The following is a 26,299-nucleotide window of genomic DNA, read 5'->3' on the forward strand; positions in this document are numbered from 1 at the left end:
CATGACTACCGACGCTGCTGAGACCGCCCTCGTCGCCGAGACCTTCGACGCGCGCCCCGGGGCGGTCGTCAAGAAGTCCCGCGAGGCTCCGCGGACGGGCCACCGGTCCGCGGGCGAGCGCCCGAGCGGGACCGCGACCGCGATCCTGCTCGTGGGCGCCCTGTACTGCCTGCTGCCCGTGCTGTGGGTCGTCGTGGCCTCGACCAAGTCGGGGAGCGAGCTGTTCTCGACCTTCACGTTCGCGCCGTCCTCGCACTTCCTGGACAACGTGTCCGACCTCAACGCCTACCGCGGCGGTCTGTTCTGGCGGTGGATGGCGAACACGGCCCTCTACGCGGGCATCGGCGGGCTGCTCTCGGTCGTCGTCTCCGCGATGGCGGGCTACGCGCTCGCGAAGTACCGCTTCCGCGGGAAGACGGCGGTCTTCAACATGCTGCTCGCCGGCGTGCTCGTGCCCGGTGTGGTGCTCGCGATCCCGCAGTACCTGCTCCTGGCCCAGGCCGGTCTGACCAACACCTACTGGGCCGTGCTCCTGCCGAGCATCATCAGCCCGTACGGGATCTACCTCGCCCGTATCTACGCGGGGGCGTCGATCCCCGACGAGATCGTCGAGGCCGCCCGGACCGACGGCGCCGGTGAGCTCCGGACGTTCGCGCAGGTCGCGATGCCCATGATGGCGCCCGGCCTGGTCACGGTGTTCCTCTTCCAGTTCGTCGCGATCTGGAACAACTTCATGCTGCCGTACATCATGCTCGGCGACGACAAGCTCTTCCCGCTCACGGTCGGGCTGTCGGGTCTGCTGAACCAGGGGGCGTCGCAGCCCGCGCTGTACACGCTCGTGATCACGGGCGCGCTGCTGTCGATCGTCCCGCTCGTGGCCCTGTTCCTCCTGCTGCAGCGCTACTGGCAGGTCGACCTCGCCGCCGGCGCGGTCAAGGCCTGAGGATGTCCCTAGACTCACGTGTCGTGGAGCAGTCCGGGAACGACGTCGTACCCCAGCCCGTCGACGCCGTGCGCGAGGACGGTCGCGAAGCCGCGCGCGGCACCTCCCCGGGTGCGGGGGCGGGCGCCGGACCCGTGCGCGAGAGGCGGGCGGCGGCGTCGGGCAACGGGGCGAAGCGTCGCCCCACGATCCGCGACGTCGCGGACGTCGCGGGCGTCTCGCGCGGGACCGTGTCCCGCGTGATCAACGGTGGCCACTGGGTCTCTCCTGATGCCCTCGCGGCGGTCAACGAGGCGATCCGGACCACGGGGTACGCCGCGAACCAGCACGCGCGCAGCCTCGTGACGGGGCGGTCGAACTCGATCGCGTTCCTGTTGACCGAGCCGCAGCACCTGCTGTTCGAGGACCCCAACTTCTCGATCCTGCTGCGGGGCGCGGCCGAGGAGCTCGCGAAGCGCGAGATGCCGCTGCTGCTCATGGTCGCGGGGACCCCCGAGGAGCGTCGCCGCATCGGTGGGTACGTCGCGGCGGGGCACGTCGACGGCGTCCTGCTCATCAGCTCGCACCAGGGCAACCCGATGCTGGCCGAGCTGCTCAAGCAGAAGGTCCCGACGGTCGCCTGCGGTGTCCCGCTCGGGTACGAGGGGCGCGTCGGGTACGTCGCGGCCGACGACCGGGCCGGGGCGCGCACCATGACGCAGCACCTGCTCGACTCGGGGCGCACGCGCATCGCGACGATCACGGGTCCGCTCGACACCCCGGGCGGGACGCTGCGCCTCGACGGGTACCGCGACGCGCTGGGCGACCGGTTCGACGAGTCGCTCGTCGCGCACGGCGACTACTCGCGCGAGCGGGGCCGGCTCGCGATGGCCGAGCTGCTCGAGCGGCGCCCTGACCTCGACGCCGTGTTCGTGGCGTCGGACCTCATGGCGGCGGGGGCGCTCGTCGCGCTCCAGGCCACGGGGCGGAGCGTGCCCGGGGACGTGGCCGTGGGCGGGTTCGACGACTCGGGGGTCGCGGCGTCGCTCCACCCGGCGCTGACGACCATGCGGCAGCCTTTCGAGCGCATCAGCGCCGAGATGGTGCGGCTGCTGCTCGAGGTCGTGGAGGGCCAGGAGCCTGCGGCCATCACGCTGCCGACGTCGCTCGTGGTGCGGGACTCGGCCTAGGGAGGTTCGGCCTCGCCCGGCCAGTCGCGGTCGTGCGCGACGGGCACCGAGGCGCTCGGGCACAGGGGTGCGCCGTGGCGCGCCGGGGTGATTTGTCCTTGTGTGTCCCGTCTGGCAGGGTGGGCATCGGTCACGAGTGACCGGCGATACGCCCTCCGCGTGCCGGTCCGGCAACCGCGTTCCCGCGCACGGTGCCTCTGAGGAAGACCCGCCCGACCCGGCATCCGGGCCTTCGGGAAGTGCGAGGTCGAGGTCGCGTTCATCGTGGCCTCGACCCTTGCCCTGAGGCCGCCGCTGCGGCCCGGTGGGCTCAGGCCGCCGACTGCCTGCGGTGAGCGCGTTGTCCACAGATCACTGGCCTTCGCTCCGCGTGCTGTCCTGAGCCGTCATCCTGTCCGTGAGGCGTTCGGACGGTCGGGCGACGACGCCGAACCGGGGGAGGGGAGGGTGTGTTTTCTCTGTAGCCACAACAATTGTGGTGGCTACAGAGAAAACACACCCTCCCCCCCCGGGTCCTCGTGGAGGAGATCAGGACTCAGGGGGAGCGGATGGACTGGAGCAGCCCGGTCTCGGCGGTCGTGCCCGGGCTCGAGGGGCCCGTCCTGCGTGCGCTCTGGAACCGTCAGGGCGAGCTCACGGGTGGGCAGGTGCATCGCGTCGCGCACACCGGATCGTCGGAAGGGGTCCGTCGCGCTCTCGGGCGGCTCGAACGGCAAGGGATCATCCAGCGGCGGACCATCGGGTCGACGAACTACTTCCGGGTCAACCGCGACCACCTGTGCTGGCCCGCGATCGAGGCGCTCTTCGACGCGCTGCATCCCTGGTGCGAGCTGCGCCGACGCATCGACGAGCTGCTTCATCAGGTCGTGCGGGACGACGGCCGTCGCCGGTCGATCGGCGTCGCTGTCGTCGGGTCGGCCGCTCGCGGCGACGGCACCGCGGCCGACGACCTGGACCTCCTCGTCGTCGTCCCCGACGACCTTCCGGCCTGGATCGCCCACGAGCTCACCGACCAGCTGCGCCGCGACGCGGGAGCCTGGTCCGGCAACGACGTGGACGTCCACCTCCGCACGATCGCGTGGCTCGACGCCGAGCGCGACCGCCCCGGGGCCCTCGAGCGGTGGGCGCACGACGCCGAGCAGGTGCTCGGGCCACCCGTGCACGAGCACCTGACCCTCGTCGTCCTCCCCGACTGACTGCCGACGGGCCGGCGCAGCCGCCGCGTCCCCGCGCGCCTGCGCACGGGCCCGCTCCGCACCCGCCCGCGCCGCCCCGCACCCGCCCGCGCCGCGCAAAACCGCGCCCGACGGCGGAGGGCGCGCTCCGCCGTCGGGCAACGGACCTCAGCAGGTCAGGTTTTCGCCCGTCGTGGTGCCCAGGAGCTCGGCGTATCGGCGGAACAGCGCGACCCGGTTCGCGACCTGGCGTGGGTTGCCGCCGTCGCACTCGAGCGGGCCGTTGATCGCGCGGATCGTCTCGCGGAAGCCGTGGTCCCCGACGATCGCCTCGTGGCACGTCATGGTGCCCTCGCCCGGCTGCGTGTTCCAGTACCAGAGCGCGGTCTTCCAGGCGACGGTCGCGTCGGTCTCGACCAGGTACGGGTTGTTCAGCAGGTCGATGCCCAGGGCGTCACCCGCGGCCTTGTAGTTGAAGTTCCACGAGAGCTGGATGGGCCCTTTGCCGTAGTACGCGGACTGGCCCGCGGGGCACCCGTACGGCTGCGACGGGTCGCAGTAGTGCGAGTACACGGCGGTGTTGAGCTCGCTCACGTGCAGCAGACCCGTGCTCTCGTGGCTCACGTTCGCGAGGAACGCCGCAGCTTCGCGGGCCGCGACCACCGGCCCGCCCGACGTCGCGAACTCCGGGTACGCCGCGGTCGCCGCGACCAGGCCCTCGTACGTGTAGAACGGGTTGCGGTCCGGGAACATCTCCTCGAACTGCGCCTCCGTCACCACGAAGCCCGTCGTGATGCCGCTCGTCGAACCTGTCTCAGCCATGAGCCACCCTCTCGTCACTGATCCCGGCCGGCCGCTGGGTCGCGGCTCGACGACGAGCCGCGACGGCCGGACGGCGTCTCCGCGGTCACCCTAGGGGACGGGTGCGGGCTCCTCGGCATCGGTGTGCAGGGTGCTCCGGGGGAGGTCATCACCGGGCGTCGCGCCGATCGTGCCGGCTGTGCCCACCGGCTCCACGCGCCCCTCGACCGAGGTGCTCCCGGCCGGATCGGCGGCCGGCACCCCGGTCGGCTCGCCACCCGTCGCGCGGTAGACGAGGGCCGCGACGAGCCCTGCCGACCAGCCGAGGACGAGGGGCCAGAAGAGGCTCGCCTGGACCGAGGACAACGCCAGGTTGAGCGTCGTCGAACGCAGCTCGCCCACCGCGAAGGCCGTGACCGAACGCGACGCCGCAGCCACCGACGACGCCGCGATCGTGACGAACCAGACCGCGAGCACCAGGCTCCAGCGGCTCGCGCGCGGCGGCAGGCGCCGGGTCGCGAGCCACGTGCCCCCGGCGACGACGAGTCCCACGAGCACCGCCAGACCGACCTCGAGCGGCTCGACCACGGTCCGGCCGGCCGTGAAGCGCCAGGCCATCGCCCCCGAGGTCACCTCAGCCAGCAGGTCGACCGGACCGCGCGCGCTGCGGTGCCACACGAGCCACGACCCTGATGCGCCGACGCTCGCCCAGACGAGCGCCCCCACGCCGCCCGCGACGAGCACCGTCGGGTAGGCGCGGGCCCGCAACGGCTTGCGCGCGCGACGCGTGGCCGGGAGCGAGGCCGGGTCGTGGCGGCTCGTGAGGCCCAGGGTGCCGACCGCGACGAGCCCGACGAGCCACCCGGCGGCCAGCCCCCACGAGCCGCCGTCGAACGACGCCGTGAGCAGGAGGAACGCCGGGTTCTCGGGGGAGGGGAACGTGACGTCGGCGACGACGTCGGCGACCGCGCCCGCGGCACCGCCCACGACGACCGCGAACCAGGAACCGAGGAACGCCGCCGGTGTTCCCGTGCGAGGGGGGAGGCGTCGCGTCGCGAGATAGGTCAGCGCGACGACCACCGCCCCCGCGAGCAGGGCCGCGAGGATCGTCTGCCCCGTCACGGTCACGTCCACCCGGTCGCTCAGCACCGCGCTCCCGACCCACAGGACCGACGTGAGGAGCCCGGCGACGAGGACGGCAGGTTCTCGGCGAGACGTCATCGGCATCCCGCGAGGGTAGCGGACGCAGATGAGGCGCCCGCCCGGACCCCGGGAACGGTGCGGAGGCCCGTGCGCGGGCGCGCGCGGCCGGGTGCGCGGCTGCTCGTGCGGTTGCCGGTCGAGCCGCCCGCCCGGATCGTGGGAGGCATGCATCCTGAGCGCGGCACCTCCCGCTTCCCGGTCGACGTCCTCGTGCGGTCCCTGGCGATCGGCACCGCTGCGGGGAGCCGTGCCTCGCTGGGAGTCGCGCCGCCCCTGCTCACCTCGTCGGCCACGGGCCGGGGGGCCACCGTGGCCAAGGTGGTCGCGGGGCTCGGGATCGTCGGTGAGCTCCTGGGCGACAAGCTGCCGGGAGCCGGGTCGCGCCTCGAACCGCCCGGCCCCGCGATCCGCATGGCGTCGGGCGCGATCGGGGCCCTCGTCCTTGCCCGCCGGGCCGAGGTCGGCGTGCTCCTGCCCGTGCTGCTCGGCGCGGCGGGTGGTGCGGCCGGGACCTGGGGCGGGGCAGCATGGCGGGCCGCGTGGGTCGGGAAGGGCCCGGACTGGCCCGCCGCCGTCACGGAGGACGCCGTCGCGCTCTCGCTCGCGGCGTTCGCGGTCCAGCGCTGAGCCGTTCGGCCCCCTGCTCGCCCGACGCCGGAGCGCACCTTCCGCGCGGAAGGTGCGCTCCGCCGTCGGGCACGGCTCCGCAGAAGGTGAGCCCCGCCGTCGGGTCGGCGGTCGCCCGGCGCTGACGCGTCGCGGGTGAGAGCGCCCCGAGCCGGTTGACACCCCCGGAAGCCGCATGCAAGAGTGCCTCCCATCCGGAAACGTTTCCAGCATGTTTCGCACCGCGATGTTGGAAACGTTTCCAGAAACGAGAGCCCAGCACCACCTTCGACGGAGAGGGAAGAAACCGATGGCGTCACGTGCAACGTTGAACGAGGTCGCCGAGCGCGCCGGGGTGTCGCTCGCCTCGACCTCCCGAGCGCTGCACGGGTCCGGAGCCAGCAAGGCCATGGTCGAGCGGGTGCGCGCAGCCGCCGACGAGCTCGGGTACAGCCCCGACGCCGTCGGGCGCTCGCTGCGCATGCGGCGCACGTTCCAGATCGCCTTCGCGGTCGCCGACATCGGCAACCAGGTCTACGTCGAGATGATGTCGGCGATCCACGCGGTCGTCGCGCCCTACGGCTACCGCGTCGTCGTCACGACGACCGGCGACACCGCGCACTCGACCACCGACCTCGTGCGCAGCCTCGCGAGCGGCATGGTCGACGGGATCATCCTCAGCCCCCTGCGCATGAGCGAGGAGCTGGTCGAGGAGATCCGGCAGTCGGCGGTGCCCGTCGTGGTCATCGGACGCTCTCTCGGTGCCCGCGGCATCGACTCGGTCTCGACCGACTCGGCCGGCGGGATCGGCCAGGCCGTGACCCACCTGCTCGACATCGGCCGGCGCCGGATCGCCTTCCTCAACGGCCCCCTCGACACGACCCCCGGCGAGGCCCGCCAGCGAGGCTTCGACGCCGCGGTCGCCGCCCCGGGCTTCTCGGCGGAGCGCGTCGACGTCGAGATCGCGGAGGACTTCACGGTCGCGGCCGGCCTCGCGGCGGCGACCAGGCTCATCGAGCGCGGCGCGGGCGGAGGCGGCCTCGACGCGATCGTCGCGGCCAACGACCTGCTCGCGATCGGCGCCATGCACGCAGCCCGGCAGAGCGGCCTCGACGTCCCGACCGACCTCGCCGTGACCGGCATGGACGACACCGAGATCGGCCGCGTGTTCTACCCGAGCCTCACGAGCGTCTCCCTGGGCTCGGCCGAACGTGGTCGGCGCGCCGCGCAGATCATGCTCGGCCTGGTCGAGGGCACCGCCCAGGAGACCCGGCACGTGGACGTGGGGCCGACGCTCCTCGTCCGCGAGTCCACCCGCCCGACCGACGCACTCGACGGAGAGAAGTCATGACAGCGACCACCGTGGAGGCCGGCCCCCGGCCGTCCACCCCGACAACCCCGCCGCGGCGCAGCCCGCGCAGGACCGGAGGGATGGCGCGCGCGAAGCGGCGCGAGGCCATCGCCCTCGTCATCCCGTCGCTGCTCCCGATCCTCGTCCTGAGCGTCGCACCCCTCCTGGTCGGCGTGGGGCTCGCGTTCACCGACGCCCGCCTGGTCCGCAACCCCGAGTACACGTTCGTCGGGATGGACAACTTCGTCCGTCTGGCCGACAACTCGTTCTTCTGGGACTCGTTCCGGATCGGCATGATCTGGGCCGTCTCCGTGACGGTGCTCCAGCTCGTCGCGGCCATGGGGCTCGCGCTCCTGCTCAACTCCGACCTCAAGCTCCAGGGCCTGACCCGCGTCCTCGCGCTCATCCCGTGGGCCATGCCGCCCGTGGTCGTCGCGATCATGTGGCGGATGATCTACTCGCCCAACGCCGGGCCGCTCAACGCGTTCCTGGGGAGCATCGGGCTGCCGGACGACATCAACTGGCTCGCGGACTTCTCGACCGCGCTGCCCGCGGTGATCGTCGTGGGCATCTGGGTCGGCATGCCGCAGACGACCGTGACGCTGCTCGCGGGCCTCCAGCAGATCCCCGACGAGCTCCACGAGGCCGCGTCGATCGACGGCGCGAACGCCTGGCGCCGCTTCACCGCGGTCACGCTGCCCAGCCTGCGCCCGATCATCACGTCGATCACCTCGCTCAACTTCATCTGGAACTTCAACTCCTTCTCGCTGGTCTACGTGCTGACCGAGGGCGGACCGGGCGGCCGCACCATGCTGCCGATGCTCTACACGTACCTCGAGGCGTTCAAGAACAGGAACATCGGCTACGCGGCCGCCATGGGCGTGGTGCTCGTGGTCGTCGTCGTCCTCCTGCTCGCGATCTACCTGTGGTCCCAGTTCCGCCAAGACCGCGACAGCACGGGGAAGTGATCTGATGCGTCATCTCGTCCGGCCCGCCCAGTACGTGGCGCTGTGCTTCTACATCGTCTTCCTCGGCTTCCCGCTGCTGTGGCTCATCTCGGCGTCGCTCAAGTCGTCGGGAGAGCTCAACTCGCTCAGCGTGAGCCTCGTCCCGCAGGACATCGAGTGGGGCAACTACTCGGCCGCGCTCGAGCGTCAGGGGCTCGTGCGCTCGGCGTGGAACTCCACGGTCGTGGCGCTCGTCTCGACCGCGCTCGTGCTCCTCATCGCGCTGCCCGGCGCGTACGTCCTGGCCCGGCTCAAGGGCCTGGTCCGCGGCATGGGGGTCGGGTGGATCCTGGTCAGCCAGGTGTTCCCCGTCATCCTCATCATCCTGCCGCTGTTCCTCATCCTGCGGACCATCGGCCTGACCGACAGCCTGGTAGGCCTGACTCTGGTGCACACGACCTACACGCTGCCCTTCGCGCTGTGGATGCTCCAGGGCTACGTGAGCTCGATCCCGATCGAGCTCGAGGAAGCCGGCTCGATGGACGGGGCCAGCCGGCTCACGGTCCTGCGCACGATCGTCTTCCCGCTCCTCATGCCGGGCGTCGTCGCGACCGCGATGTTCAGCTTCGTCTCCTCGTGGAACGAGTTCTTCTTCGCGCTCGTGCTGCTCCAGTCGCCCGAGAACTACACCCTGCCGATCACGCTCAAGATGTTCATCGGCGGGGAGGGCAAGGTCGCGCTGGGCCCGCTCGCGGCAGGCGCCGTGCTCGCGGCGATCCCCAGCATCGTCTTCTTCTCCATCATGCAGAAAAGGCTCACCGGCGGACTCCTGTCCGGTGCCGTCAAGGGGTGAGCGCAGTGCGCGCAGCCCCTCGCAGTACCCACCTCACCCGCAGTACCCACCTCACCCGCACGACCCCCACGCCTCAGAAAGGCAGACACATGAAGACTCGTGGTGCGTCCATCGCCGCATGCCTCACGATCGGCACCCTGTTCCTCACCGCTTGCGGAAGCGGCGGGGACAGCGACGCCGGTGGAGACTCCGGTCCGATCACGCTGAAGTTCCAGTCGCTGTCCGACCAGCCCGCGGCCATCGCCGCGACCGAGAGCATCGTCTCGGACTGGAACGAGGCCAACCCGGACGTCCAGGTCGAGATCGTCCCTGCGGGCTGGGACGGCATCTACGACAAGCTCATCACGCAGTTCAACGGTGGTGCCGCGCCGGACATCATCCACTACGAGGCCGCGAGCATCGTGCCCTTCGCGGCGGACGGCTACCTCGCCGACCTCACCGAGCACATGTCCGACGAGTTCCGCTCGGACGTCCCCGAGGGGATCCTCGACGCGGTCACGGTCGACGGCAAGATCATCGCGTACCCGACCGAGCTCCAGTCCTACATGGTGTTCGCGAACAAGACGCTGCTCGACGCCGCGGGCGTCACGATCCCCACGGGCGAGACCATGACGTGGGACGAGATGCGCGCCATCGCGCAGGCCACGACCACGGACGGCACGTACGGCCTGGGCTGGGGGCTCAAGAGCCCCACCGCGGCCTACATGGCGCTCGCGCCGGGCTTCGGCGGCACCTTCTTCGAGGGCAGCGGGGCCGACGCGACGCTCACGGTCGGCGAGGGCGAGATGGCGGTCCCCGAGCTCGTGGACGCCATGGCGTACCAGGACAAGTCGATCCTGCCCGTGACGCTGAGCCAGACGGGGTCCGAGACGCTCGCGACCTTCTACGCCGGGCAGGTCGCCATGACGATCCAGGGCTCGTTCCAGGCCGCGAACATCGCGACCGACGCGCCCGAGGGCTTCGACTGGATCGTGCTCCCGCCGCTCGAGGGCTCGGAGGGCGCCGAGCAGGCCGCCAACCCGCAGACCCTGTCCGTGAACATCGACTCCGAGCACGTCGAGGAGTCCGCGGAGTTCATCGAGTTCTTCACGCAGACCGAGAACCTGGCCGCCCTCAACGAGGCCGACGCGCTCATCCCCGCGACGACCTCCGCGCAGGAGGCCCTCGCGGCCAAGCTCGGCACCGAGAACGGCTGGGACGTGATCCTCTCCTCGGGGCAGCACCTCGTCTCCGCGCCGTACCTCTTCGTCGACGCGTACGCGCAGTGGAAGGACACCGTCGCGACGCCGGCCTACCAGCGCTTCCTGGCGCAGGAGATCGACGCCGACGGCGTGGCCACCGAGCTGACGACCGGCTGGGAAGAGATCACGAAGTAGTGCACGACCCGTGCGGACGGGCGGGAGCCCGCCCGTCCGCGCGGACGACGACCACGGGTGGCCCCGCGTCACCCCGATCAACGAACGACGAACAGGGAGTGACCTGGTGAGCTGGCTGGACGAGAAGGCAGTGGCGGTGATCACCGGCGCAGCCGTCGGCGACGCGCTGGGCGGGGCGACGGAAGGTTGGACGCCGGAGCAGATCGAGGAGCGGCACGGCGGGCGGGTCACGGGCATCGTCGGGCCGTACTACCCCAACTGGCAGGACGCCCGCCCCATCGCGCCGTACCACAAGGGCGACGGGCACATCACGGACGACACCCTCATGACGCAGGCGCTCGTCGAGGTCTACGCCAAGCGCCGCGCGCACCTCGACGCGTACGCGATGGCCGAGGACCTGGTCCCGCTCATGATCGGCGAGCCGCGCTGGGTCCCCGAGCTCGAGTCGACGGTCCTGCTCCTCCAGCGCGTGTTCCTCGCCGAGAAGTGGATCGTCGCCCGCCTGCACTACGGGCACGTCGACCCCCGTGAGGCCGGCGTCGGGAACATCATCAACTGCGGCGCGGCCATGTACGTGGCCCCCGTCGGGCTGGCCAACGCGGGCGACCCGCGCGGCGCCTACGCCGAGGCGATCGACCTGACGGGCGCGCACCAGGCGAGCTACGGTCGCGAGGCCGCGGGCGTGTTCGCCGCGATGGTCGCTGCAGCGGTCGCTCCCGGCGCGACGCTCGACGACGTCGTCGCGGCGGCGCTCGACGTCGCGCACGACGGGACGCTCGCCGCGCTGCGCGCGGTCGTCGACGCGTTCGACGGCTGGACCACGGTCCCGACGACCGACGAGGAGGAGCGCGCCCTGGCGCGCAGGATCCGTGCGGTCGTCGCACCCTTCGACTCGGTGGGCCCCGAGTACCGGCAGATGTCGATGGACGCCCGCCGCCCCTCGCGCACCAAGGCGATCGAGGAGCTGCCCGCCGCCCTCGGGTTCGTCCTGGGGCATCGCGGGGACTTCCGCGGTGCCGTGCTCGGCGCGGTCAACTACGGGCGCGACGCGGACTCGATCGCGGTCATGGCCGGGGCGATCGCGGCCGGGCTCGGCGGCACCGAGGTCGTGCCGACCGAGTGGCTCGACGAGATCGAGCGCGCGAGCCGGACCGACGTCCGCGCGACCGGGCGCCTCATGGGCGAGGTCGCGTCCGACATCCTGCGTGCGGACCGCGAGACGGCGCAGGCCAGGCTCCGTGCCCTCGACGAGATCGAGGCCGCGACGGTGGGAGCGTCGGCGTGAGACTCACCTGGGCCCAGCCCGAGGACCTGCTCGCGCACGAGCTCGTCCAGTCGGCGACCGAGGGCAAGGACGTCGCGGGCGTCGTCGAGCGGTGGACCGCCGCGGGCGGCGAGGTCGTCCCGGCGGTGAGCGGAGCGGGCCCCGTGCCCGCGCCGCCGGCGCTGCGCGCCCTGGCGCGCGAGCTGCTCGACGAGCTCGACGCCCTGCCCGCGGCCCCGGCCCCGCACGAGCCGGACGGGTGGGAGCAGATCGTCGCGCTCCTCCCGGCGCCCCCGGTCCTCGCCACGGTGCCCGACGACGAGCTCGCCCGCCGCGTGCACGGCGCCTGGTCGGGGCGCGCCGCGGGATGCCTGCTCGGCAAGCCGGTCGAGAAGATCCCGCGCGCGGGCATCGAGGAGATCCTGCGGGCCACGGGCCGCTGGCCGCTCACGACCTGGTTCACGGCCGTCGGGCTGCCCGAGGACGTCGCGGCGCGGTGGCCGTGGAACCGGCGCAGCGCGCCGACGTCGCTCGAGGAGAACATCGACGGGATGCCCGAGGACGACGACCTCAACTACCCGATCCTCGCGCTCGCGCTGCTCGAGAAGCACGGTCCGGGGTTCACGACCGACGACGTCGCCCAGCTCTGGCTCGACAACCTGCCTGCGGGGCGCGTCTTCACCGCGGAGCGCGCGGCGTACCGCAACATCCTCGACGCCCGTCCGGTGCCCGAGACCGCGACCCACCAGAACCCGTTCCGGGAGTGGATCGGCGCGCTCATCCGCACCGACGTCCTGGGCTGGGTGGCCCCCGGCGACGTGCGGACCGCAGCGCGCCTCGCCTGGACCGACGCGCGCCTGAGCCACACGCGTAACGGCGTCTACGGCGCCATGTGGGCCGCGGCGCTCGCCTCCGCGTCGATGGTCTGCGCGACGGTCGACGAGGTGCTCGACGCGGCCCAGACCGTGCTGCCCCCGGACAGCCGGATCGCCCACGCGGTGCGGCTCGGCCGCGAGGCGGCAGCCCAGGACGGCGACGTGAGCGCCGGCCTCGACCGGATCCACGCCGCGTACGGCGACCTGCACTGGGTCCACGTGCTCAACAACGCGGCCGTGATCGCCTACGCGCTGGCGAAGGGCGCGGGGGACTTCGGTGCGAGCGTCTCGATCGCGGTGACCGCGGGCTGGGACACCGACTCGGCCGCCGCGACCGTGGGCGGGGTCGTCGGCGCGCTGCGCGGGACCGACGGGATCGGCCAGGCCTGGACCGGGCCGGTCGACGGTCGCATCGCGACCTCGCTCCCCGGAGGGGAGCAGCGCATCGACGACCTCGTCGCCCGCACGCTCGCCCTGCGCCTCACGGCACCGGCGGTCGTTGAGTCCTTCGCGAGGGCCGAGGCATGACCGGTTCCTCGCAGGCGGTCCGCCGTGGACGCGTCGTCGTCGTCGGCTCGGCCAACGTCGACCTCGTCGTCGACGTCCCGCGCCACCCCGGTGGCGGCGAGACGATCCTCGGCGGCGACCTGCGCCGCAGCCCCGGCGGCAAGGGCGCGAACCAGGCCGTCGCCGCGGCCCGTGCGGGAGGCGCCGACACGTCGTTCGTCGGGGCGCTCGGCCGGGACGAGTCGGGCGAGCTGCTGCTCGCCTCGCTCGACCGGGCGGGCGTGCGCACCGACCTCGTCGAGCGCGTCGAGGCCCCCACGGGGACCGCGCTCATCACGGTCTCGCCCGACGGCGAGAACGCGATCGTGGTCGCGCCGGGTGCCAACTCGCACGTGCGCATCGGGGCCGCGCAGGCCGACCGCCTCGCGGCGGCCGACGTCGTGCTCGCCCAGCTCGAGATCCCTCTCGACGTGGTGCTCGCGGCCGCTGCGGCCCGTCGCCCCGGCGCTGTCCTCGCGCTCAACGCGGCGCCGTCGCGCGACCTGCCCGATGAGATGTGGGCCGCGCTCGACCTGCTGGTCGTCAACGAGCACGAGGCCCTCGACCTGGCGGGCGGCCCGGCCGGCCCGGCCGACCCGGCCGCCGCGGCCTCCGCGGCCGACCCGGCCGGGACCGCGAGCCCCGACTCCGTCGAGCGCCTCGCCGCGGTCCTCCTCGAACGCGTCCCTGCGGTCGTCGTGACCCTCGGCGGCGCGGGCTGCCTGGTCGCGCAACGCGGCGCGGACCCCGTCCGGGTCCCGGCCCCGCGGGTCGACGCGGTCGACACGACGGGCGCGGGCGACACCTTCTGCGGCGTGCTCGCCGCCGCCCTCGCGGGCGGGTCCACCCTCGTGGACGCCGCCCGGACGGCCTCGTTCGCAGGTGCCCTGGCCGTGACCCGGCCGGGCGCCCAGGACGCCGTCCCCACGGCCGACGAGGTCACCACCTTCGCGCACCCGGAGCAGCTGCCATGAGCTACACGTTCGACCCGCTCGTCCCCCGCCCCATCGACCTGCCGACGGTCGTCCCGCTCGACGGCGCCACCGGTGACGGTGCCACGCCCGGCGCCCCGCGCGGTCTTGCCGCGCTCGACGAGGCCAAGATCTTCGCGGCCCCCGACGACCCCGCCGAGTGGGCCGCCTGGCGCGAGCGCCTCGAGGCGTGGCGCACCGACGCGCGCGAGCGCCACGGCTTCACGGGCGCGGTCTACGAACGGCCGCGGGCCGCCTGGGCCGCGAGCTGCTTCACGATCGCGCAGGTCTGGCTGTGGGACGAGCTGCTCTACTCGTTCGAGGAGAACCGCTTCACGCCCGAGCGCTTCCTCGCCGACGCCCGCGAGCGCTTCGCAGGCCTCGACGCCGTGGTGCTGTGGCACGCGTACCCGGTGATCGGGATCGACGACCGCAACCAGTGGGACTTCTACCGCGACGTCCCGGGCCTCACGGGCCCCGACGGCCTGGTCGCGACCCTGCACGCCGCGGGCCTGCACGTGTTCGTCGACTACAACCCCTGGGACACGGGCACGCGCCGGGGCGAGGACGACCTGACCGAGCTCGCCGCGGTCGTGGCGGACCTTCCCGCCGACGGCGTCTTCCTCGACACCCTGAAGAAGGCCGAGCCCGAGCTCGTCGAGCGGCTCGAGGCCGCCCGGCCCGGCATCGTCCTGGAGGGCGAGTCCAAGCTCGCGGTCGAGCGCATCGAGGACCACTCGTCGTCGTGGGCGCAGTTCTTCGCCGACTCGTCCGTGCCGGGTGTGCTGCGCGCGCACTGGTACGAGCGTCGACACATGCAGCACCACGTGCGCCGCTGGAACCGGGACCACACCGACGAGCTGCAGTCCGCCTGGGTCAACGGCGTGGGCGTCATGGTCTGGGAGGTCGTGTTCGGGGTGTGGGTCGGGTGGAGCGAGCGCGACGCCGCGACCCTGCGCCGCATGGTCACGGTCCAGCGCGCCGCGAAGGACCTGCTGCTCGACGGCGGGTGGACCCCGCTCGCCGACCTCGCCCCCGAGGCGCGCGAGGCCGGCGTGCACGCGTCGCTCTTCTCGCACGACGGCGTCTCGCTGTGGACGCTCGTCAACCGCGGCGAGCAGGACTGGACGGGCCCGGTCCTCACCGCCGCGCCCGCCGGCCGCCTGGTCGACCTGACGGGCCTCGCGACGGCCACCGACCCGACCGGCGCGCCGGTCGCCCCGACCGGTGGCCCCGTCAGCGTCGACGGCGCCACCACCCCTCCCGTGGTCACGGTCCCGGGGCGCGGCATCGCCGCGCTCCTGCACGTCGCCCCCGGCGCCGCTGAGCCCGACTGGCTCCCCGGCCTGGTCGAGGACATGCGCGAGCACGCGGCGAGCCGGGACGCCCGGTTCCCGCACCGGCTCGCGCGCCGCGTCGCTCCCGCGGCCGAGCCCGAGGCGGGCGCGACACGCGCACCCGACGCGGGCGTCGTCGTCGTGCCTGCGGGGCCCTACGTCCTGACCGTGCGCTACCGCGCCCGGGAGACCGGGATGTACCAGGGCGCGCCCTACGTCGAGGAGTGGAAGCCGCTCTCGCCGCGCCTGCACGACCCGCGCACGCTCCAGCGCGACGGCGAGCTCGCCGCTCCCGTCGCGGTCGCGGCCACCGAGGTCACCAACGCCGAGTTCGCGGCGTTCGTCGACGCCACGGGCTACCGGCCCGCGACCTCGCACCGGTTCCTCGCGCACTGGGTGGACGGCCGACCGCCCGCGGGGCACGAGGACGAGCCGGTGACGTTCGTCGACCTCGACGACGCGCGCGCCTACAGCGCGTGGCGCGGAGGCCGCCTCCCGAGCGAGGACGAGTGGCAGCTCGCGGGCGAGACGGGCGGCCTGCTGCGCGGCGCGCCCGTCGTGTGGAACTGGACCGAGAGCGAGCACAGCGACGGCCGCACGCGCTACGCGATGCTCAAGGGCGGCGCCGACCACGAGTCGACCGGATCCGAGTGGTACTTCGACGGTGGCGTCCAGCGCCCCGAGTTCAGCGCCAAGCTGCTCCTGCCGGGCCTGGGCCTCGCGCGCAGCTCGAGCATCGGCTTCCGCTGCGCGTGGACCACGGACGAGGTGACGGCATGACCGTCTCGCGCAACCCTGCGGACGGCGCGCTCGCGGGCCTCAAGGTCGTCGACGCCTCGACGCTCTTCGCGGGACCCATGGCGGCCATGCACCTGGGCGACATGGGAGCCGACGTGATCAAGGTCGAGCACCCCACCAAGCCCGACCCCTCGCGCGGGCACGGCGCCTCGAAGGACGGCGTCAACCTCTGGTGGAAGACGCTCGGGCGCAACAAGCGCGCCGTGACCGTGAACCTGTCGAGCGACGGCGGGCGCGAGGTCTTCCTGGCGCTCGCGGCCGAGGCCGACGTCGTGATCGAGAACTTCCGCCCCGGGACCCTCGAGCGCTGGGGCCTGGGCTACGACGAGCTCTCGGCCCGCAACCCGCGCCTCGTGCTCGCGCGCATCAGCGGGTTCGGGCAGGTGGGGCCGTACCGCTCGCGGCCCGGGTTCGGCACGCTCGCCGAGGCCATGAGCGGCTTCGCGGCCATGACGGGCGAGCCCGACGGCCCGCCGACCCTGCCGCCGTTCGGCCTCGCCGACGGCGTCGCGTCGCTCGCGACCGCGTTCGCGGTCATGGTCGCGCTCCAGAGCCGCGAGAACTCAGGGCGCGGCCAGGTCGTCGACACCGCGATCATCGAGCCCATCCTCGCGATGCTCGGCCCGCAGATCACGCGGTGGGACCAGCTGCGGACCGTGCAGCCGCGCACGGGAAACCGCTCGGCCAACAACGCGCCGCGCAACACCTACCGGACGCGTGACGGCCAGTGGGTCGCGGTCTCGACGTCGGCGCAGTCGATCGCGGAGCGCGTCATGCGGCTCGTCGGGCACCCCGAGGTCATCGACGAGCCGTGGTTCGCGGTGGGGGCCGAGCGCGCCCAGCACGCCGACGAGCTCGACGCGGCCGTGGGCGGGTGGATCGCCGAGCGCACGCGCGACGAGGTCGTGGCCGCGTTCGAGGAGGCCCAGGCCGCGGTCGCGCCCATCTACGACGCGCAGGACATCGTGGGCGACCCGCAGTTCCAGGCGCTCGGCACGCTCCACGAGATCGAGGACCCCGAGCTCGGTCCGATGCTCATGCAGGGCCCGCTGTTCCGGCTCTCGGACCACGACGGCGTGATCGGGTTCACGGGCCGCCACCACGGGGCGGACACCGACGAGGTGCTGGGCGAGCTGGGCTTCGACGCGGCCCGGGTCGCCGCGCTGCGGGAGGCGGGGGCCGTATGAGCACCCCGCCGCTCACGCTGCTCTACGCCCCGGCCGACCGCCCCGACCGGGTCGCCAAGGCGCTCGCGACGTCCGCCGACGTCGTGATCGTCGACCTCGAGGACGCGGTCGCCCCCGCGGGCAAGGAGGCCGCGCGCCGCGAGGCCGTCGCCCTGCTCGCGGCGACCTCGCGCCGGGTCCAGGTCCGCGTCAACCAGCGCGGCACGCCCTGGCACGCCGACGACGTCGCGGCGGTCGCGAGGCTGCCTCTCGCCGTGGGGGCGCGCGTGCCCAAGGTCGAGTCGGCCGACGAGGTCCGCGGGCTCGCGGCCGCGCTGCCCGGGCGCGACGTGCACCTGCTGATCGAGTCGGCGCTCGGGGTCGAGCGCGCGTTCGAGATCGCGTCGGCGTCGCCCCAGGTCGCGTCGGTCGGCCTCGGCGAGGCCGACCTGCGCTCGGACCTGCGCGTGGACGACGACGGCGCGCTGGCCTGGGTGCGCAGCCGCCTCGTGGTCGCGGCGCGGGCCGCGGGCCTGCCGTCGCCGTCCATGTCGGCGTACACGCACGTCAAGGACGTCGACGGGCTCGTGGCCTCGTGCCGCGCGGGCCGCGCGCTCGGCTTCCTGGGACGCACCGCGATCCACCCCGTGCAGCTCGACCCCATCCGCGAGGCGTTCCTCCCGAGCGCCGAGGAGGTCGACCGGGCGCGCGAGGTGCTCGACCGCGTCGGCGCCGCGGCCGCGCGCGGGGTCGGGGCGATCGCGCTCGCTGACGGCACGTTCCTCGACGTCGCGATGGTCGAGCGCGCGCGCTCGGTCCTCGCGGTCGCGGGGGACCCCCAGCCCCATCGCTGAGTGCGGAGTTTCTTGTGCGACACGCCGGGCGTGTCGCACAAGAGCTCCGCACTCAGCGGCTCAGTGAAACAACTGCTTCTCAAAGGAGAGAACCATGACCTCAGCCCTCCCGGCGACGCCCCCACGCGTCCCTCGTTCGCGGCGGCGGATCGCCGCCCTCCTCGCCGGGGTGGTGGGAGCGGGCGGCGCCGTCGTCGGGCTGCCGCTCGTCGCGGCCGGGCCGGTCGCGGCCGCGGAGCAGGGCACGCTCGTGCCCGGCAGCGCGCCCTCCGAGGCGCTCGGCGCGGGCGGGGCCGTCGACTACACGGTGTACCTCCCGCCGGGCTACGACGAGGACGCCGAGCAGCGCTACCCGACCGTCTACCTGCTGCACGGGCGCGGCGACACGCAGGCCGCGTGGCAGCGCGTCGCGACCGACCTCGACGAGCTGATCGGGACCGAGGCGATCCAGCCCCTGGTCGTCGTCATGCCCGACGCGCCCTGGAACGACCGGGGGAGCTGGTACACCGACTCGGCCTACGAGGGTTCCGCGGACTCCGGCACCGGCGCAGGCTTCCAGGTCGAGACCGCGCTCACGCGCGACCTGGTCGGGCACGTCGACGCGACCTACCGGACCGTGGCCGACCGCGAGGCGCGCGCCGTGGGCGGCTACTCGATGGGCGGGGCGGGCGCGCTGCGCCTGACGCTCGCGCACCAGGACGAGTTCTCGGCGGGCATCGTGCTGAGCCCCGCGGTGTACGTCCCCCAGCCACCTGCGGACTCGTCCGTCCGTGACCACGGGGGCTACGGCGTCGGGCACGAGCTGTTCTCGCCCGAGCGGTACACCGAGCTCTCCTACCCGGCGGCGCTCGCCGCGCTCGATCCTGCCCTGCCCGTGCACCTGTTCGTCGCGGTCGGCGACGACGAGTGGGCCAACCCCGACCCCGCCGAGGCGAGTCACGACATCGACTTCGAGTCGGCCCGGCTCTACAACACCGCGCGCCGCGTGCCGGGAGTCACGGCCGAGCTGCGGGTCATGAACGGGGGCCACGACTGGGACGTCTGGCAGCCCGCGTTCCGCGAGGCGATCGTCGACGTGTCCTCGCGCCTGCGCACCGAGCCCACGGTGCCGTGGGACGCCGAGCTGCTCGGCTCCGCGGGCGACGACCGCGCGGGCGGCATCCTCGCCGCGCCCGACGGCGGCACGACCGTCGCCCTCAACCTCGCCGGGGCCTGGGCCGGGTCGCAGCCCGCGGGCGGACTCGACGTCGTGCTGGCACGCCGCGACGCGGACGGGGCCACGCTGTGGCAGCACCCGGTCGCGACGCCCGCCGACGAGCGCGCGTACGGCGTGGCCGCCGGGCGGGCCGGGACGACCCTCGTCGCCGGGTACACCAAGGGAGACCTCGACGGGAAGCACGCGGGCTCGACGCGCGACGACGGGTTCGTGGCGGCCGTGACCGCCGCGGGAGAGCGCGCCTGGACGCTCCAGACGGGCGACCCCGCCGCAGCCGACCGCTTCTACGCCCTCTCGTCCGACGGGGCCGGCGGCGCGTACGTCGCCGGGTACACGAGCGGGACCATCCCTGGCGGGACGAGCGCGGGCGACAAGGACGCGATCGTCGGGCGCGTGTCGGCGACCGGCGAGCTCCTGTGGCTCCGCCAGGTCGGCGGGCCGGGCGAGGACAAGGCGCTCGCGGTCGCTCCCGGGCCCGACGGGTCCGTGTACGTGGGCGGGGTCGCGGGGCAGGGCATGCCGGGCGCGCAGGCGGCCGGGGCCAACGACGGGTGGGTCGCGCGGTACGACGGCGCGGGCTCGCTCTCGTGGATGCGAGGGGTCGCCACGTCGGCCAACGACCAGGTGAGCGGGCTCGTGGCACGGGCCGACGGGTCGGTCGTCGCCGTGGGGCACACGCGCGGGGCGCTCGGCGGGGCGTCCGCGGGGGACAACGACGTGTTCGCGCGGGCGTTCGACGCCCGCGGCGAGGTCCTGTGGACGACGCAGACCGGCACGGCGACCGACGACCGCGGCGTGACGGGTGTCGCGGGTGCCGACGGCACGGTGCTCGTCGTGGGCACGACGTACGGGGCGCTCGGCACCCCGGTCGGCGGCGTGGACGTGTTCACGCTCGCGCTCGCGGCCGACGGTACGCCCGGGGCCGTGAGCCAGCTCGGCACGAGGGAGCGCGACGGGGCCGACGAGTGGGACGACGCGAACCTGTTCGCCGCGCCCGGGGTCGACGGTGCGTGGCTGAGCGGTCTGACGTTCGGGGCGCCGTTCGGCGCGGTGAACGCCGGGGCCGGGGACGTGTTCGTGACCCGGGTCGACTTCGCCACGGGGCCGGGCGTGCCCACGACCGCGGTGGGCGTCGAGGCCACGGCGCGCTGCGTCGCGGGCCGGGCGCAGGTCTCGGTGCGGGCGCTCAACGGTGGTGACCAGGCGGTGAGCCTCGAGGTGTCGACGCCGTTCGGGACCAAGTCGTTCGCGGGGGTGGCCGCCGGCAAGAGCGCGCAGCAGACGTTCGCGACGCGGGTGGCCGCGATCGAGGCCGGCGAGGTCACGGTCACGGTGCAGGAACCGGCGGGGCCGGTCGAGGTCGTCGCGCGGTACGCGGCGACGGACTGCGCGGCCTGACGGGTCGCGCCCTCTGCCCGCCCGACGACGGAGCGCACCTTCCCTGCGGAAGGTGCGCTCCGTCGTCGGGCAGCAGGGCAGGGGCTCAGCAGGTGAGGTTGGACCCCGTGGTCGTGCCGAGGATCTGCGCGAAGCGCTGGAACGCCGCGATGCGGCTCTGCACCTGCGCGGGGTTGCCGCCGTTGCACTCGAGCGTGCCGTTGATCGAGCGGATCGTCTCGCCGAAGCCCGCGCCGTTGACGATGGCCTGGTGGCCCGACATGGTGCCCGGACCCGACTGCGTGTTCCAGTACCAGAGGCCCGTCTTCCAGGCCACGGCCGGGTCGGTCTCGACCAGGTACGGGTTGTTCAGCAGGTCGATGCCCAGGGCGTCACCGGCAGCCTTGTAGTTGTAGTTCCACGAGAGCTGGATGGGGCCCTTGCCGTAGTACGCGGACTGGCCCGCGGGGCAGCCGTAGGACTGGCTCGGGTCGCAGTAGTGCGAGTAGTTCGCGGTGTTGCTCTCCTTGACGTAGACCAGCGCGCCCGTCTCGTGGTTCACGTTGGCGAGGAAGGCGGCGGCCTCGCGCTTGGCGACCTCGGAGCCGCCCGACGTGGCGAACTGCGGGTACGCGCTCAGGGCGTTGACCAGGCCCTGGTACGTGTAGAACGGGTTCCGGTTGGGGAACATCTGGTTGAACTGGGCCTCGGTCACGACGAAGCCGGTCTGGTTGCCGCCCCCGTTGTCACCACCCGTGGTGCCGCCGGTCTCGCCCGTGGTGCCGCCGGTCGAGCCGCCGCACGTGCCCTGGTCGCGCCACACTCCCCACTGGCCCGTGGTGCCGGGTGTCTCGCCCTGCGTCCACCAGCCGGCCTTCCAGTTGTGGCCCGCGGTCGAGACGACCGCGCCGCCCGTGTAGACCGCGGACGCGCTCCACGGTGCGGCGCAGGGCTCGGCGGCCGAGGCGCGGGGGGCGAGGACGGTCGCGGTGACCGACAGCGCCGCGAGGGCGGTCGTGAGGAGCAGGGCGAGCAGGGCCAGCGTCGTCGCTGGCCGTCGGATCGTGTGCGCGGTGCGCATGTTCGTACCTCTCGTCGATGACAGGGGACGACTGCGAGCCTGACGGGGGATTTGTCCGATGGTCAACGCACGTAGGGGGTACTACGTAGGTGAGGGGAGGTCGGTGGCCGACGGTGCTTCTTGTGCTTCGGTCTGCCTGATAGGTTCTCCTATCAGGAGGTGGTTCCATGGCCGAGGTGTCCGAGTCGCAGGTCGAGCGAGCCTTCGCCGCCCACCTCGGGCGAGTGGCGGGGCGCGCGGATGCGGCGCGCGACGAGGCGCGTCGAGCGCTCGTGCGTGCTGTCGAGCAGGCCACCTCCCTCGGGTGGAGCCAACGCAGGATCGGAATGGCGATCGGGCGGAGTCAGCCAGAGGTTCATCGCTTGCAACGGATCGCGATCAAGCAGGCGGATGACTCGTCCGGCGGCACTCCGGGGGGCCACGAGGTCACGCTCCTTGATCGTGTGATGGAAGAGCGAGCCGCGGTGGTTCGCGTCGCGGCGCGGTACGGGGTGGCGAACGTCAGACTCTTCGGGTCGGTGGCGCGAGGCGAGGACAGCGTCGATTCGGATGTCGACCTCCTGGTCGACCTCGACCCTCAGGTCGGGCTGTTCACCCTGGCGGCGTTGGAAGCCGAGCTCGGGGAGATGCTCGGGCGCACGGTCGACGTCGTGCCGGCACGGTCGCTCCGACCTGAGGTCGCGGCGACCGTCGACTCGATCGCGCTGTGAAGCGCGGAGATCGAGAGCTGGTCCTCGACGCGGTGTGCCTGCGCCTGGCGGCGGCCATCGATGCCGTGGCTGGGCTGAGTGTCCCGGTCCGGGAGCAGGCGTTCGGTCGTCGCTGGCAAGTGATCTGGGCGACGAGGAACCGGATCGTGCATGCCTACACGGTCGTCGATCCTGCGATCATCGCGGCCACGGTCAAGCACGACCTCGAGGGTTTCGAGTCGGCCCTGCGGTCGATCGAGCAGAAGCTCCGTCCGTCAGGGATGTCGTAGAGCGTGGCGTGGACCGGACACGCTCGGTGTCTGGGTGAGGGAGTGTTTTCTGCGCAGCCACCACAATTGTGGTGGCTGCGCAGAAAACACTCCCCTGGGTAGTCGCGCCCTGCGGGTGGGGCGACATGGGCCCGGGCCGCGGTGCGAAGGGCTCAAGCGTCGCGCCGCCTGAGCCATACCACCCTAGGACCGCCCGAGCTCCGCGTCGTCGCACGTCTCCGACAGCACCGGAGCGTTCAGGCGGACGACGGACGTCTGCTCGGACGAGACGACGAGCTCGGCCCCTGCGTCGTCGGTCGACGACACCTCGACCGCCCCACCGTCCGCGAACACGGTCTGACCCAGCGCGGCGAACCCGTGCTGCGCGAGGACCGGGTCCAGCGCCGCGCGGACCGCCGCGAAGTCGTCGCCCTCGACGTAGAGGTACTGCGCCGAGCCGGCGGCCGGCAGGACCAGGGTGCACGCCGAGCCCTCCTCGGAGAGGGAGGCCGTCCCGCTCGACTCCCACGGCGCGGCCGGGTCGAGCGACGACAGCGCCGCGAGGACGTCGTCGCGCACCACCGTGTACGTGTCGAGCGCCTCGGCAGGGCTCGCGCCCGGCGTGCTCGCGGTCGGAGCCGCGGCGGGAGAGGTACCGCACCCTGCCGCGAGCTGCCCGACGACGACCACCACCAGCAGCACCCCCGCGGTGCGCAGCCGCTTCCTCGACGATCCGGCGTCTCTCACGCGGTGCCCCCTCGCTGGGTCGGTCGACGCGCAGGGTGCGCGGCGTCGTCGAACCTAGCAGCGACGAGGCGCCCGCCGGGTGACGTCGCATGGGGACCGCTGCCCATGGCCTGCCCGCCGCGTGGTCGATAGCGTGGGTCGGCGACGCACCGGGACCAAGGCGGTCCCGCAGCCACGAGGGGGGACATGCGCACCATGTTCGGCGCCGACGTCGAGGCGCTCGCAGGGCTCGGCAGCAGCTTCGTGGAGAGCGCCGAGACGCTCGAGACGGCCCGGCGGCAGGTCGACGGGATCGTCGCCGCCGCGGGCTGGGTGGGGCCCGACGCCGAGGAGTTCCGGCAGGACTGGTCCCGGCGGCTGGCCCCCGCGCTCGCCTCCTGCCTCGGTGCGCTCCGCGACAACGCCGAGGTGCTCCGGCGGAACGCCGAGGACCAGGCCCGCACCAGCGCGGCCGACGGTGGAGCGGGACCCAGCCTCGACCGGGGCGGTGCACCGGGGGCCGGGGATGGCGGCGACCGCTCCGGCGACGGTGGGAAGGACCGTCCGGGCAACCCTGACCTCTCGGGCCACGGACCGTGGGTCGACGTCCCGCCCACGATCCCGCTCGACGACGCGGCGCTCGACCCGAACATGATCAACCAGCAGGGCCTCGGCGACTGCTGGCTCCTCGCGGGCCTGGGCGCGGTCGCCCGCGACGACCCCCAGTTCATCCGCGACCACATGAGGCTCAACGCCGACGGGACCTGGACCGTGACGATGTACAAGGACGGCGATCCCGTCGAGATCACGGTCGAGCCCGAGGTCGCGCAGGACGGCGTCATGGACCCGAGCGGGAACCCGAGCTGGGCGTCGATCTACGAGAAGGCGGCCGCCGAGTACTGGGGCGGCAGCTACGACGACATCGACGGGGGCTACTCGAGCGACGCGTTCGCGGCGATCACCGGTGCGACCCCCTCCAAGACCGGCGAGGGGAACCTCTCCGACCTGAAGGACCGCCTCGCTGACGGCCCGGTCGCGCTCGGGACGGAGGACGAGCCGTCGTGGTGGCCGTTCGGCGACGAGGTCGACGACTCCCGGGTCGTGCCCAACCACGCGTACATCGTCGACAAGGTCGAGGAGCGCGACGGCGAGCTCAAGGTCCACGTCATCAATCCGTGGGGACCCGGCGCCCACCTCCAGAACGACGGGTCCGACAAGGTCGGCGACATGTGGCTCACGGAGAAGCAGTACAAGGAGAACTTCGACACCGTCTACGCCGTCCCCTCCACTCGATAGGACCCACCTGTGACAACGGTCAGGAATGCTCGGCAGGGCTCGCAACCCACCTTCGGGGTGCTGCGGGTCGGGATCATGCGCGTCGGCCTCGTCGACGGCACGCCCCTCGCGCAGCTCGCGCTGCGCACCCCCTCGGACGAGGCCGTCGTCGTGCTCGACGAGGGAGACGCGTTCGAGCTCGACGGCGTCGGGACGCTCCACCTCGACGAGATCCGGGCGAGCGAAGGCACGGTCCGTGGCGAGGTCACGCTGCGGTTCGAGGAGATCGACGACGCCGACTGACCGGACGGTCCTCCCCGGAGGCCGGTGTCAGCGGCGGCTGGGAAGGTGGAACGCGGGAGGCCTCGCACCCGGCGGGGCCGGGAAGGCAGAGATGAGCTCACCGACGCAGCCCCGCACGTACCCGCACGGGGTGCCGTGCTGGGTGGACACCGAGCAGCCCGACGTCGACGCCGCCACCGCGTTCTACGGCGCCCTGTTCGGATGGACGTTCACCGACAAGATGCCGCCCGACGCGCCCGGGCGCTACGTCGTCGCCTCGCTCGACGGGCAGGACGTCGCGGCGATCGCCTCCCCGCCCGAGGGCGGCGACGCGCCACCCGAGTGGATCACCTACGTCGCGGTCGACGACGTCGGTGCGACGGCCGGGGCTGTCGCAGCCGACGGTGGCGTGCTGCTCTCCGGACCTGAGACGGTCGGCCCGCCCGGACGCATGGCGTCCGTCCAGGACCCACAGGGTGCACGGTTCCGGCTGTGGCAGGCGGGCACGCGCCTCGGGGCGCAGCGCGTCAACGAGCCGGGCACCTGGAACTTCAGCAACCTCCTCACGCCGGACCCGGACCGGGCCCTCGACTTCTACGGACCGCTGCTCGGCTGGGAGCTCGATCCCGCGCTCGGCGCCGGGATGTTCCGCGTCCCGGGGTACGGCGACCACCTCGCCCACACGATCGACCCCGGGATCTTCGAACGGCAGGAGTTCGCGCCGCCAGGGTTCGCCGACGTCGCTGCCGGGCTGGCGCGCGTCGAGGGGCCGGCTCGGTGGGACGTGGCGTTCTCCGTCGCGGACCGTGACGAGAGCGCAGCCGCGGCCGAGCGGGCCGGTGGGATCGTGCTGTCGACGAGCGAGAACGAGTGGACGCGCGAGGCCGTGGTGCGCGACCCGCAGGGAGCGCAGCTCACGCTGTCGCAGTTCGCGCCGCAGGAGTGGGGGTAGGCGAGAGGCACTGCGGGTTGGGTGGACACGCGCAGGCCCGGGTACACGTCCATCCCGGGAAAACCTGGGACCCTCTGCACGGGAGGTGTCATGGTCACAGCGTGGGTTGTCCGTGCCGGTAGGTTTGGTGAGCGAGACCAGTGGGCTCTGGAGAACGGGGTGTCTGGAGGAGGCTGGAGAGAACTGCCCGATCTCAC

The 26,299-nt window shown here is 73.2% G+C and carries 24 protein-coding genes and 1 riboswitch; of the genes, 20 read left to right on the plus strand and 4 right to left on the minus strand.

Annotated features, from left to right (window positions below; all coding sequences use genetic code 11):
* The first annotated feature begins 1 nt into the window (after nt 1).
* The 3 genes from ASE15_RS16150 to ASE15_RS16160 all read left to right on the plus strand — a co-directional run bounded on the left by ASE15_RS16150 (nt 2) and on the right by ASE15_RS16160 (nt 3,308).
* Entirely contained in the window at nt 2-943 is a 942-nt protein-coding gene (locus ASE15_RS16150; protein ID WP_082618512.1) for a carbohydrate ABC transporter permease, read from the plus strand.
* 134 nt (nt 944-1,077) lie between these two features.
* Nucleotides 1,078-2,112 carry a LacI family DNA-binding transcriptional regulator gene (locus ASE15_RS16155; protein WP_056653599.1) on the plus strand — a complete coding sequence of 345 codons (1,035 nt, stop codon included), beginning with the start codon at nt 1,078-1,080 and terminating at the stop codon, nt 2,110-2,112.
* A gap of 128 nt (nt 2,113-2,240) precedes the next feature.
* A riboswitch (SAM riboswitch) is annotated at nt 2,241-2,360 on the plus strand.
* 300 nt (nt 2,361-2,660) lie between these two features.
* On the plus strand, nt 2,661-3,308 hold the full coding sequence (locus tag ASE15_RS16160; protein ID WP_056764397.1) for a nucleotidyltransferase domain-containing protein: 648 nt from the start codon (nt 2,661-2,663) through the stop codon (nt 3,306-3,308).
* 147 nt (nt 3,309-3,455) lie between these two features.
* Here the strand turns inward: ASE15_RS16160 and ASE15_RS16165 are convergent, their stop codons facing one another.
* Nucleotides 3,456-4,109 carry a chitinase gene (locus ASE15_RS16165; protein WP_082618514.1) on the minus strand — a complete coding sequence of 218 codons (654 nt, stop codon included), beginning with the start codon at nt 4,107-4,109 and terminating at the stop codon, nt 3,456-3,458.
* A 90-nt stretch (nt 4,110-4,199) separates the two neighbouring features.
* Nucleotides 4,200-5,315 carry a hypothetical protein gene (locus ASE15_RS16170; RefSeq protein ID WP_157277253.1) on the minus strand — a complete coding sequence of 372 codons (1,116 nt, stop codon included), beginning with the start codon at nt 5,313-5,315 and terminating at the stop codon, nt 4,200-4,202.
* Nucleotides 5,316-5,456: 141 nt separating this feature from the next.
* Between ASE15_RS16170 and ASE15_RS16175 the strand changes: the two genes are divergently transcribed.
* From ASE15_RS16175 to ASE15_RS16230, 12 genes are all read left to right on the plus strand, one after another.
* Nucleotides 5,457-5,918 carry a hypothetical protein gene (locus tag ASE15_RS16175; RefSeq protein ID WP_157277254.1) on the plus strand — a complete coding sequence of 154 codons (462 nt, stop codon included), beginning with the start codon at nt 5,457-5,459 and terminating at the stop codon, nt 5,916-5,918.
* Between the two features lie 289 nt (nt 5,919-6,207).
* On the plus strand, nt 6,208-7,248 hold the full coding sequence (locus ASE15_RS16180; RefSeq protein WP_056653069.1) for a LacI family DNA-binding transcriptional regulator: 1,041 nt from the start codon (nt 6,208-6,210) through the stop codon (nt 7,246-7,248).
* An 80-nt stretch (nt 7,249-7,328) separates the two neighbouring features.
* Complete coding sequence (locus ASE15_RS16185; RefSeq protein ID WP_231907857.1) at nt 7,329-8,216, plus strand: carbohydrate ABC transporter permease; 888 nt, start codon at nt 7,329-7,331, stop codon at nt 8,214-8,216.
* 4 nt (nt 8,217-8,220) lie between these two features.
* Nucleotides 8,221-9,048, plus strand: coding sequence for a carbohydrate ABC transporter permease (locus ASE15_RS16190; RefSeq protein WP_056653063.1), 828 nt, complete (start codon nt 8,221-8,223; stop codon nt 9,046-9,048).
* Nucleotides 9,049-9,137: 89 nt separating this feature from the next.
* Nucleotides 9,138-10,424, plus strand: coding sequence for an ABC transporter substrate-binding protein (locus ASE15_RS16195; RefSeq protein ID WP_056764406.1), 1,287 nt, complete (start codon nt 9,138-9,140; stop codon nt 10,422-10,424).
* 106 nt (nt 10,425-10,530) lie between these two features.
* The gene (locus tag ASE15_RS16200; protein ID WP_056653595.1) at nt 10,531-11,709 is read left to right on the plus strand and encodes an ADP-ribosylglycohydrolase family protein; all 1,179 of its coding nucleotides are present in this window, start codon (nt 10,531-10,533) and stop codon (nt 11,707-11,709) included.
* Nucleotides 11,706-13,091 carry an ADP-ribosylglycohydrolase family protein gene (locus ASE15_RS16205; protein WP_056764408.1) on the plus strand — a complete coding sequence of 462 codons (1,386 nt, stop codon included), beginning with the start codon at nt 11,706-11,708 and terminating at the stop codon, nt 13,089-13,091. Before ASE15_RS16200 ends, ASE15_RS16205 begins: the two co-directional genes overlap by 4 nt.
* Nucleotides 13,088-14,083, plus strand: a complete 996-nt coding sequence (locus ASE15_RS16210; protein WP_056764410.1) for a ribokinase — start codon at nt 13,088-13,090, stop codon at nt 14,081-14,083. The genes ASE15_RS16205 and ASE15_RS16210 overlap by 4 nt, the downstream gene beginning before the upstream one ends.
* Nucleotides 14,080-16,197 carry an SUMF1/EgtB/PvdO family nonheme iron enzyme gene (locus tag ASE15_RS16215; protein WP_056764412.1) on the plus strand — a complete coding sequence of 706 codons (2,118 nt, stop codon included), beginning with the start codon at nt 14,080-14,082 and terminating at the stop codon, nt 16,195-16,197. The genes ASE15_RS16210 and ASE15_RS16215 overlap by 4 nt, the downstream gene beginning before the upstream one ends.
* Nucleotides 16,194-17,402, plus strand: coding sequence for a CaiB/BaiF CoA-transferase family protein (locus ASE15_RS16220; RefSeq protein WP_056764414.1), 1,209 nt, complete (start codon nt 16,194-16,196; stop codon nt 17,400-17,402). The genes ASE15_RS16215 and ASE15_RS16220 overlap by 4 nt, the downstream gene beginning before the upstream one ends.
* Nucleotides 17,399-18,235 (plus strand): CoA ester lyase, encoded by an 837-nt coding sequence (locus ASE15_RS16225; protein WP_056764416.1) that lies wholly within the window; start codon nt 17,399-17,401, stop codon nt 18,233-18,235. Before ASE15_RS16220 ends, ASE15_RS16225 begins: the two co-directional genes overlap by 4 nt.
* A 94-nt stretch (nt 18,236-18,329) precedes the next feature.
* Nucleotides 18,330-20,849: an alpha/beta hydrolase-fold protein gene (locus ASE15_RS16230; protein WP_056764418.1), complete on the plus strand. Its 2,520-nt coding sequence runs from the start codon at nt 18,330-18,332 to the stop codon at nt 20,847-20,849.
* Between the two features lie 85 nt (nt 20,850-20,934).
* On the opposite strand, the gene ASE15_RS16235 is transcribed toward ASE15_RS16230, so the two are convergent.
* Complete coding sequence (locus ASE15_RS16235) at nt 20,935-21,909, minus strand: glycoside hydrolase family 19 protein (protein ID WP_056764425.1); 975 nt, start codon at nt 21,907-21,909, stop codon at nt 20,935-20,937.
* A 167-nt stretch (nt 21,910-22,076) separates the two neighbouring features.
* Between ASE15_RS16235 and ASE15_RS16240 the strand changes: the two genes are divergently transcribed.
* Both ASE15_RS16240 and ASE15_RS16245 read left to right on the plus strand, forming a co-directional pair.
* Nucleotides 22,077-22,619, plus strand: a complete 543-nt coding sequence (locus ASE15_RS16240; RefSeq protein ID WP_235534489.1) for a nucleotidyltransferase family protein — start codon at nt 22,077-22,079, stop codon at nt 22,617-22,619.
* Nucleotides 22,616-22,888 carry a HepT-like ribonuclease domain-containing protein gene (locus tag ASE15_RS16245; protein ID WP_056764427.1) on the plus strand — a complete coding sequence of 91 codons (273 nt, stop codon included), beginning with the start codon at nt 22,616-22,618 and terminating at the stop codon, nt 22,886-22,888. The genes ASE15_RS16240 and ASE15_RS16245 overlap by 4 nt, the downstream gene beginning before the upstream one ends.
* 183 nt (nt 22,889-23,071) lie before the next feature.
* Here ASE15_RS16245 and ASE15_RS16250 read toward each other — a convergent pair whose 3' ends face one another.
* A complete protein-coding gene (locus ASE15_RS16250) occupies nt 23,072-23,614 on the minus strand; it encodes a hypothetical protein (protein ID WP_157277255.1) in 543 nt (180 codons plus the stop codon).
* A 186-nt stretch (nt 23,615-23,800) separates the two neighbouring features.
* On the opposite strand from ASE15_RS16250, the gene ASE15_RS16255 reads away from it, so the two are divergent.
* From ASE15_RS16255 to ASE15_RS16265, 3 genes are all read left to right on the plus strand, one after another.
* Nucleotides 23,801-24,889, plus strand: coding sequence for a C2 family cysteine protease (locus ASE15_RS16255; RefSeq protein ID WP_056764431.1), 1,089 nt, complete (start codon nt 23,801-23,803; stop codon nt 24,887-24,889).
* Nucleotides 24,890-24,898: 9 nt separating this feature from the next.
* Complete coding sequence (locus ASE15_RS16260) at nt 24,899-25,171, plus strand: hypothetical protein (RefSeq protein ID WP_157257679.1); 273 nt, start codon at nt 24,899-24,901, stop codon at nt 25,169-25,171.
* Nucleotides 25,172-25,262: 91 nt separating this feature from the next.
* Nucleotides 25,263-26,102, plus strand: coding sequence for a VOC family protein (locus tag ASE15_RS16265; RefSeq protein WP_056764433.1), 840 nt, complete (start codon nt 25,263-25,265; stop codon nt 26,100-26,102).
* Nucleotides 26,103-26,299 lie beyond the last annotated feature (197 nt).

It is taken from the genome of Oerskovia sp. Root22 (assembly GCF_001429135.1).
Taxonomy (GTDB): domain Bacteria; phylum Actinomycetota; class Actinomycetes; order Actinomycetales; family Cellulomonadaceae; genus Oerskovia; species Oerskovia enterophila.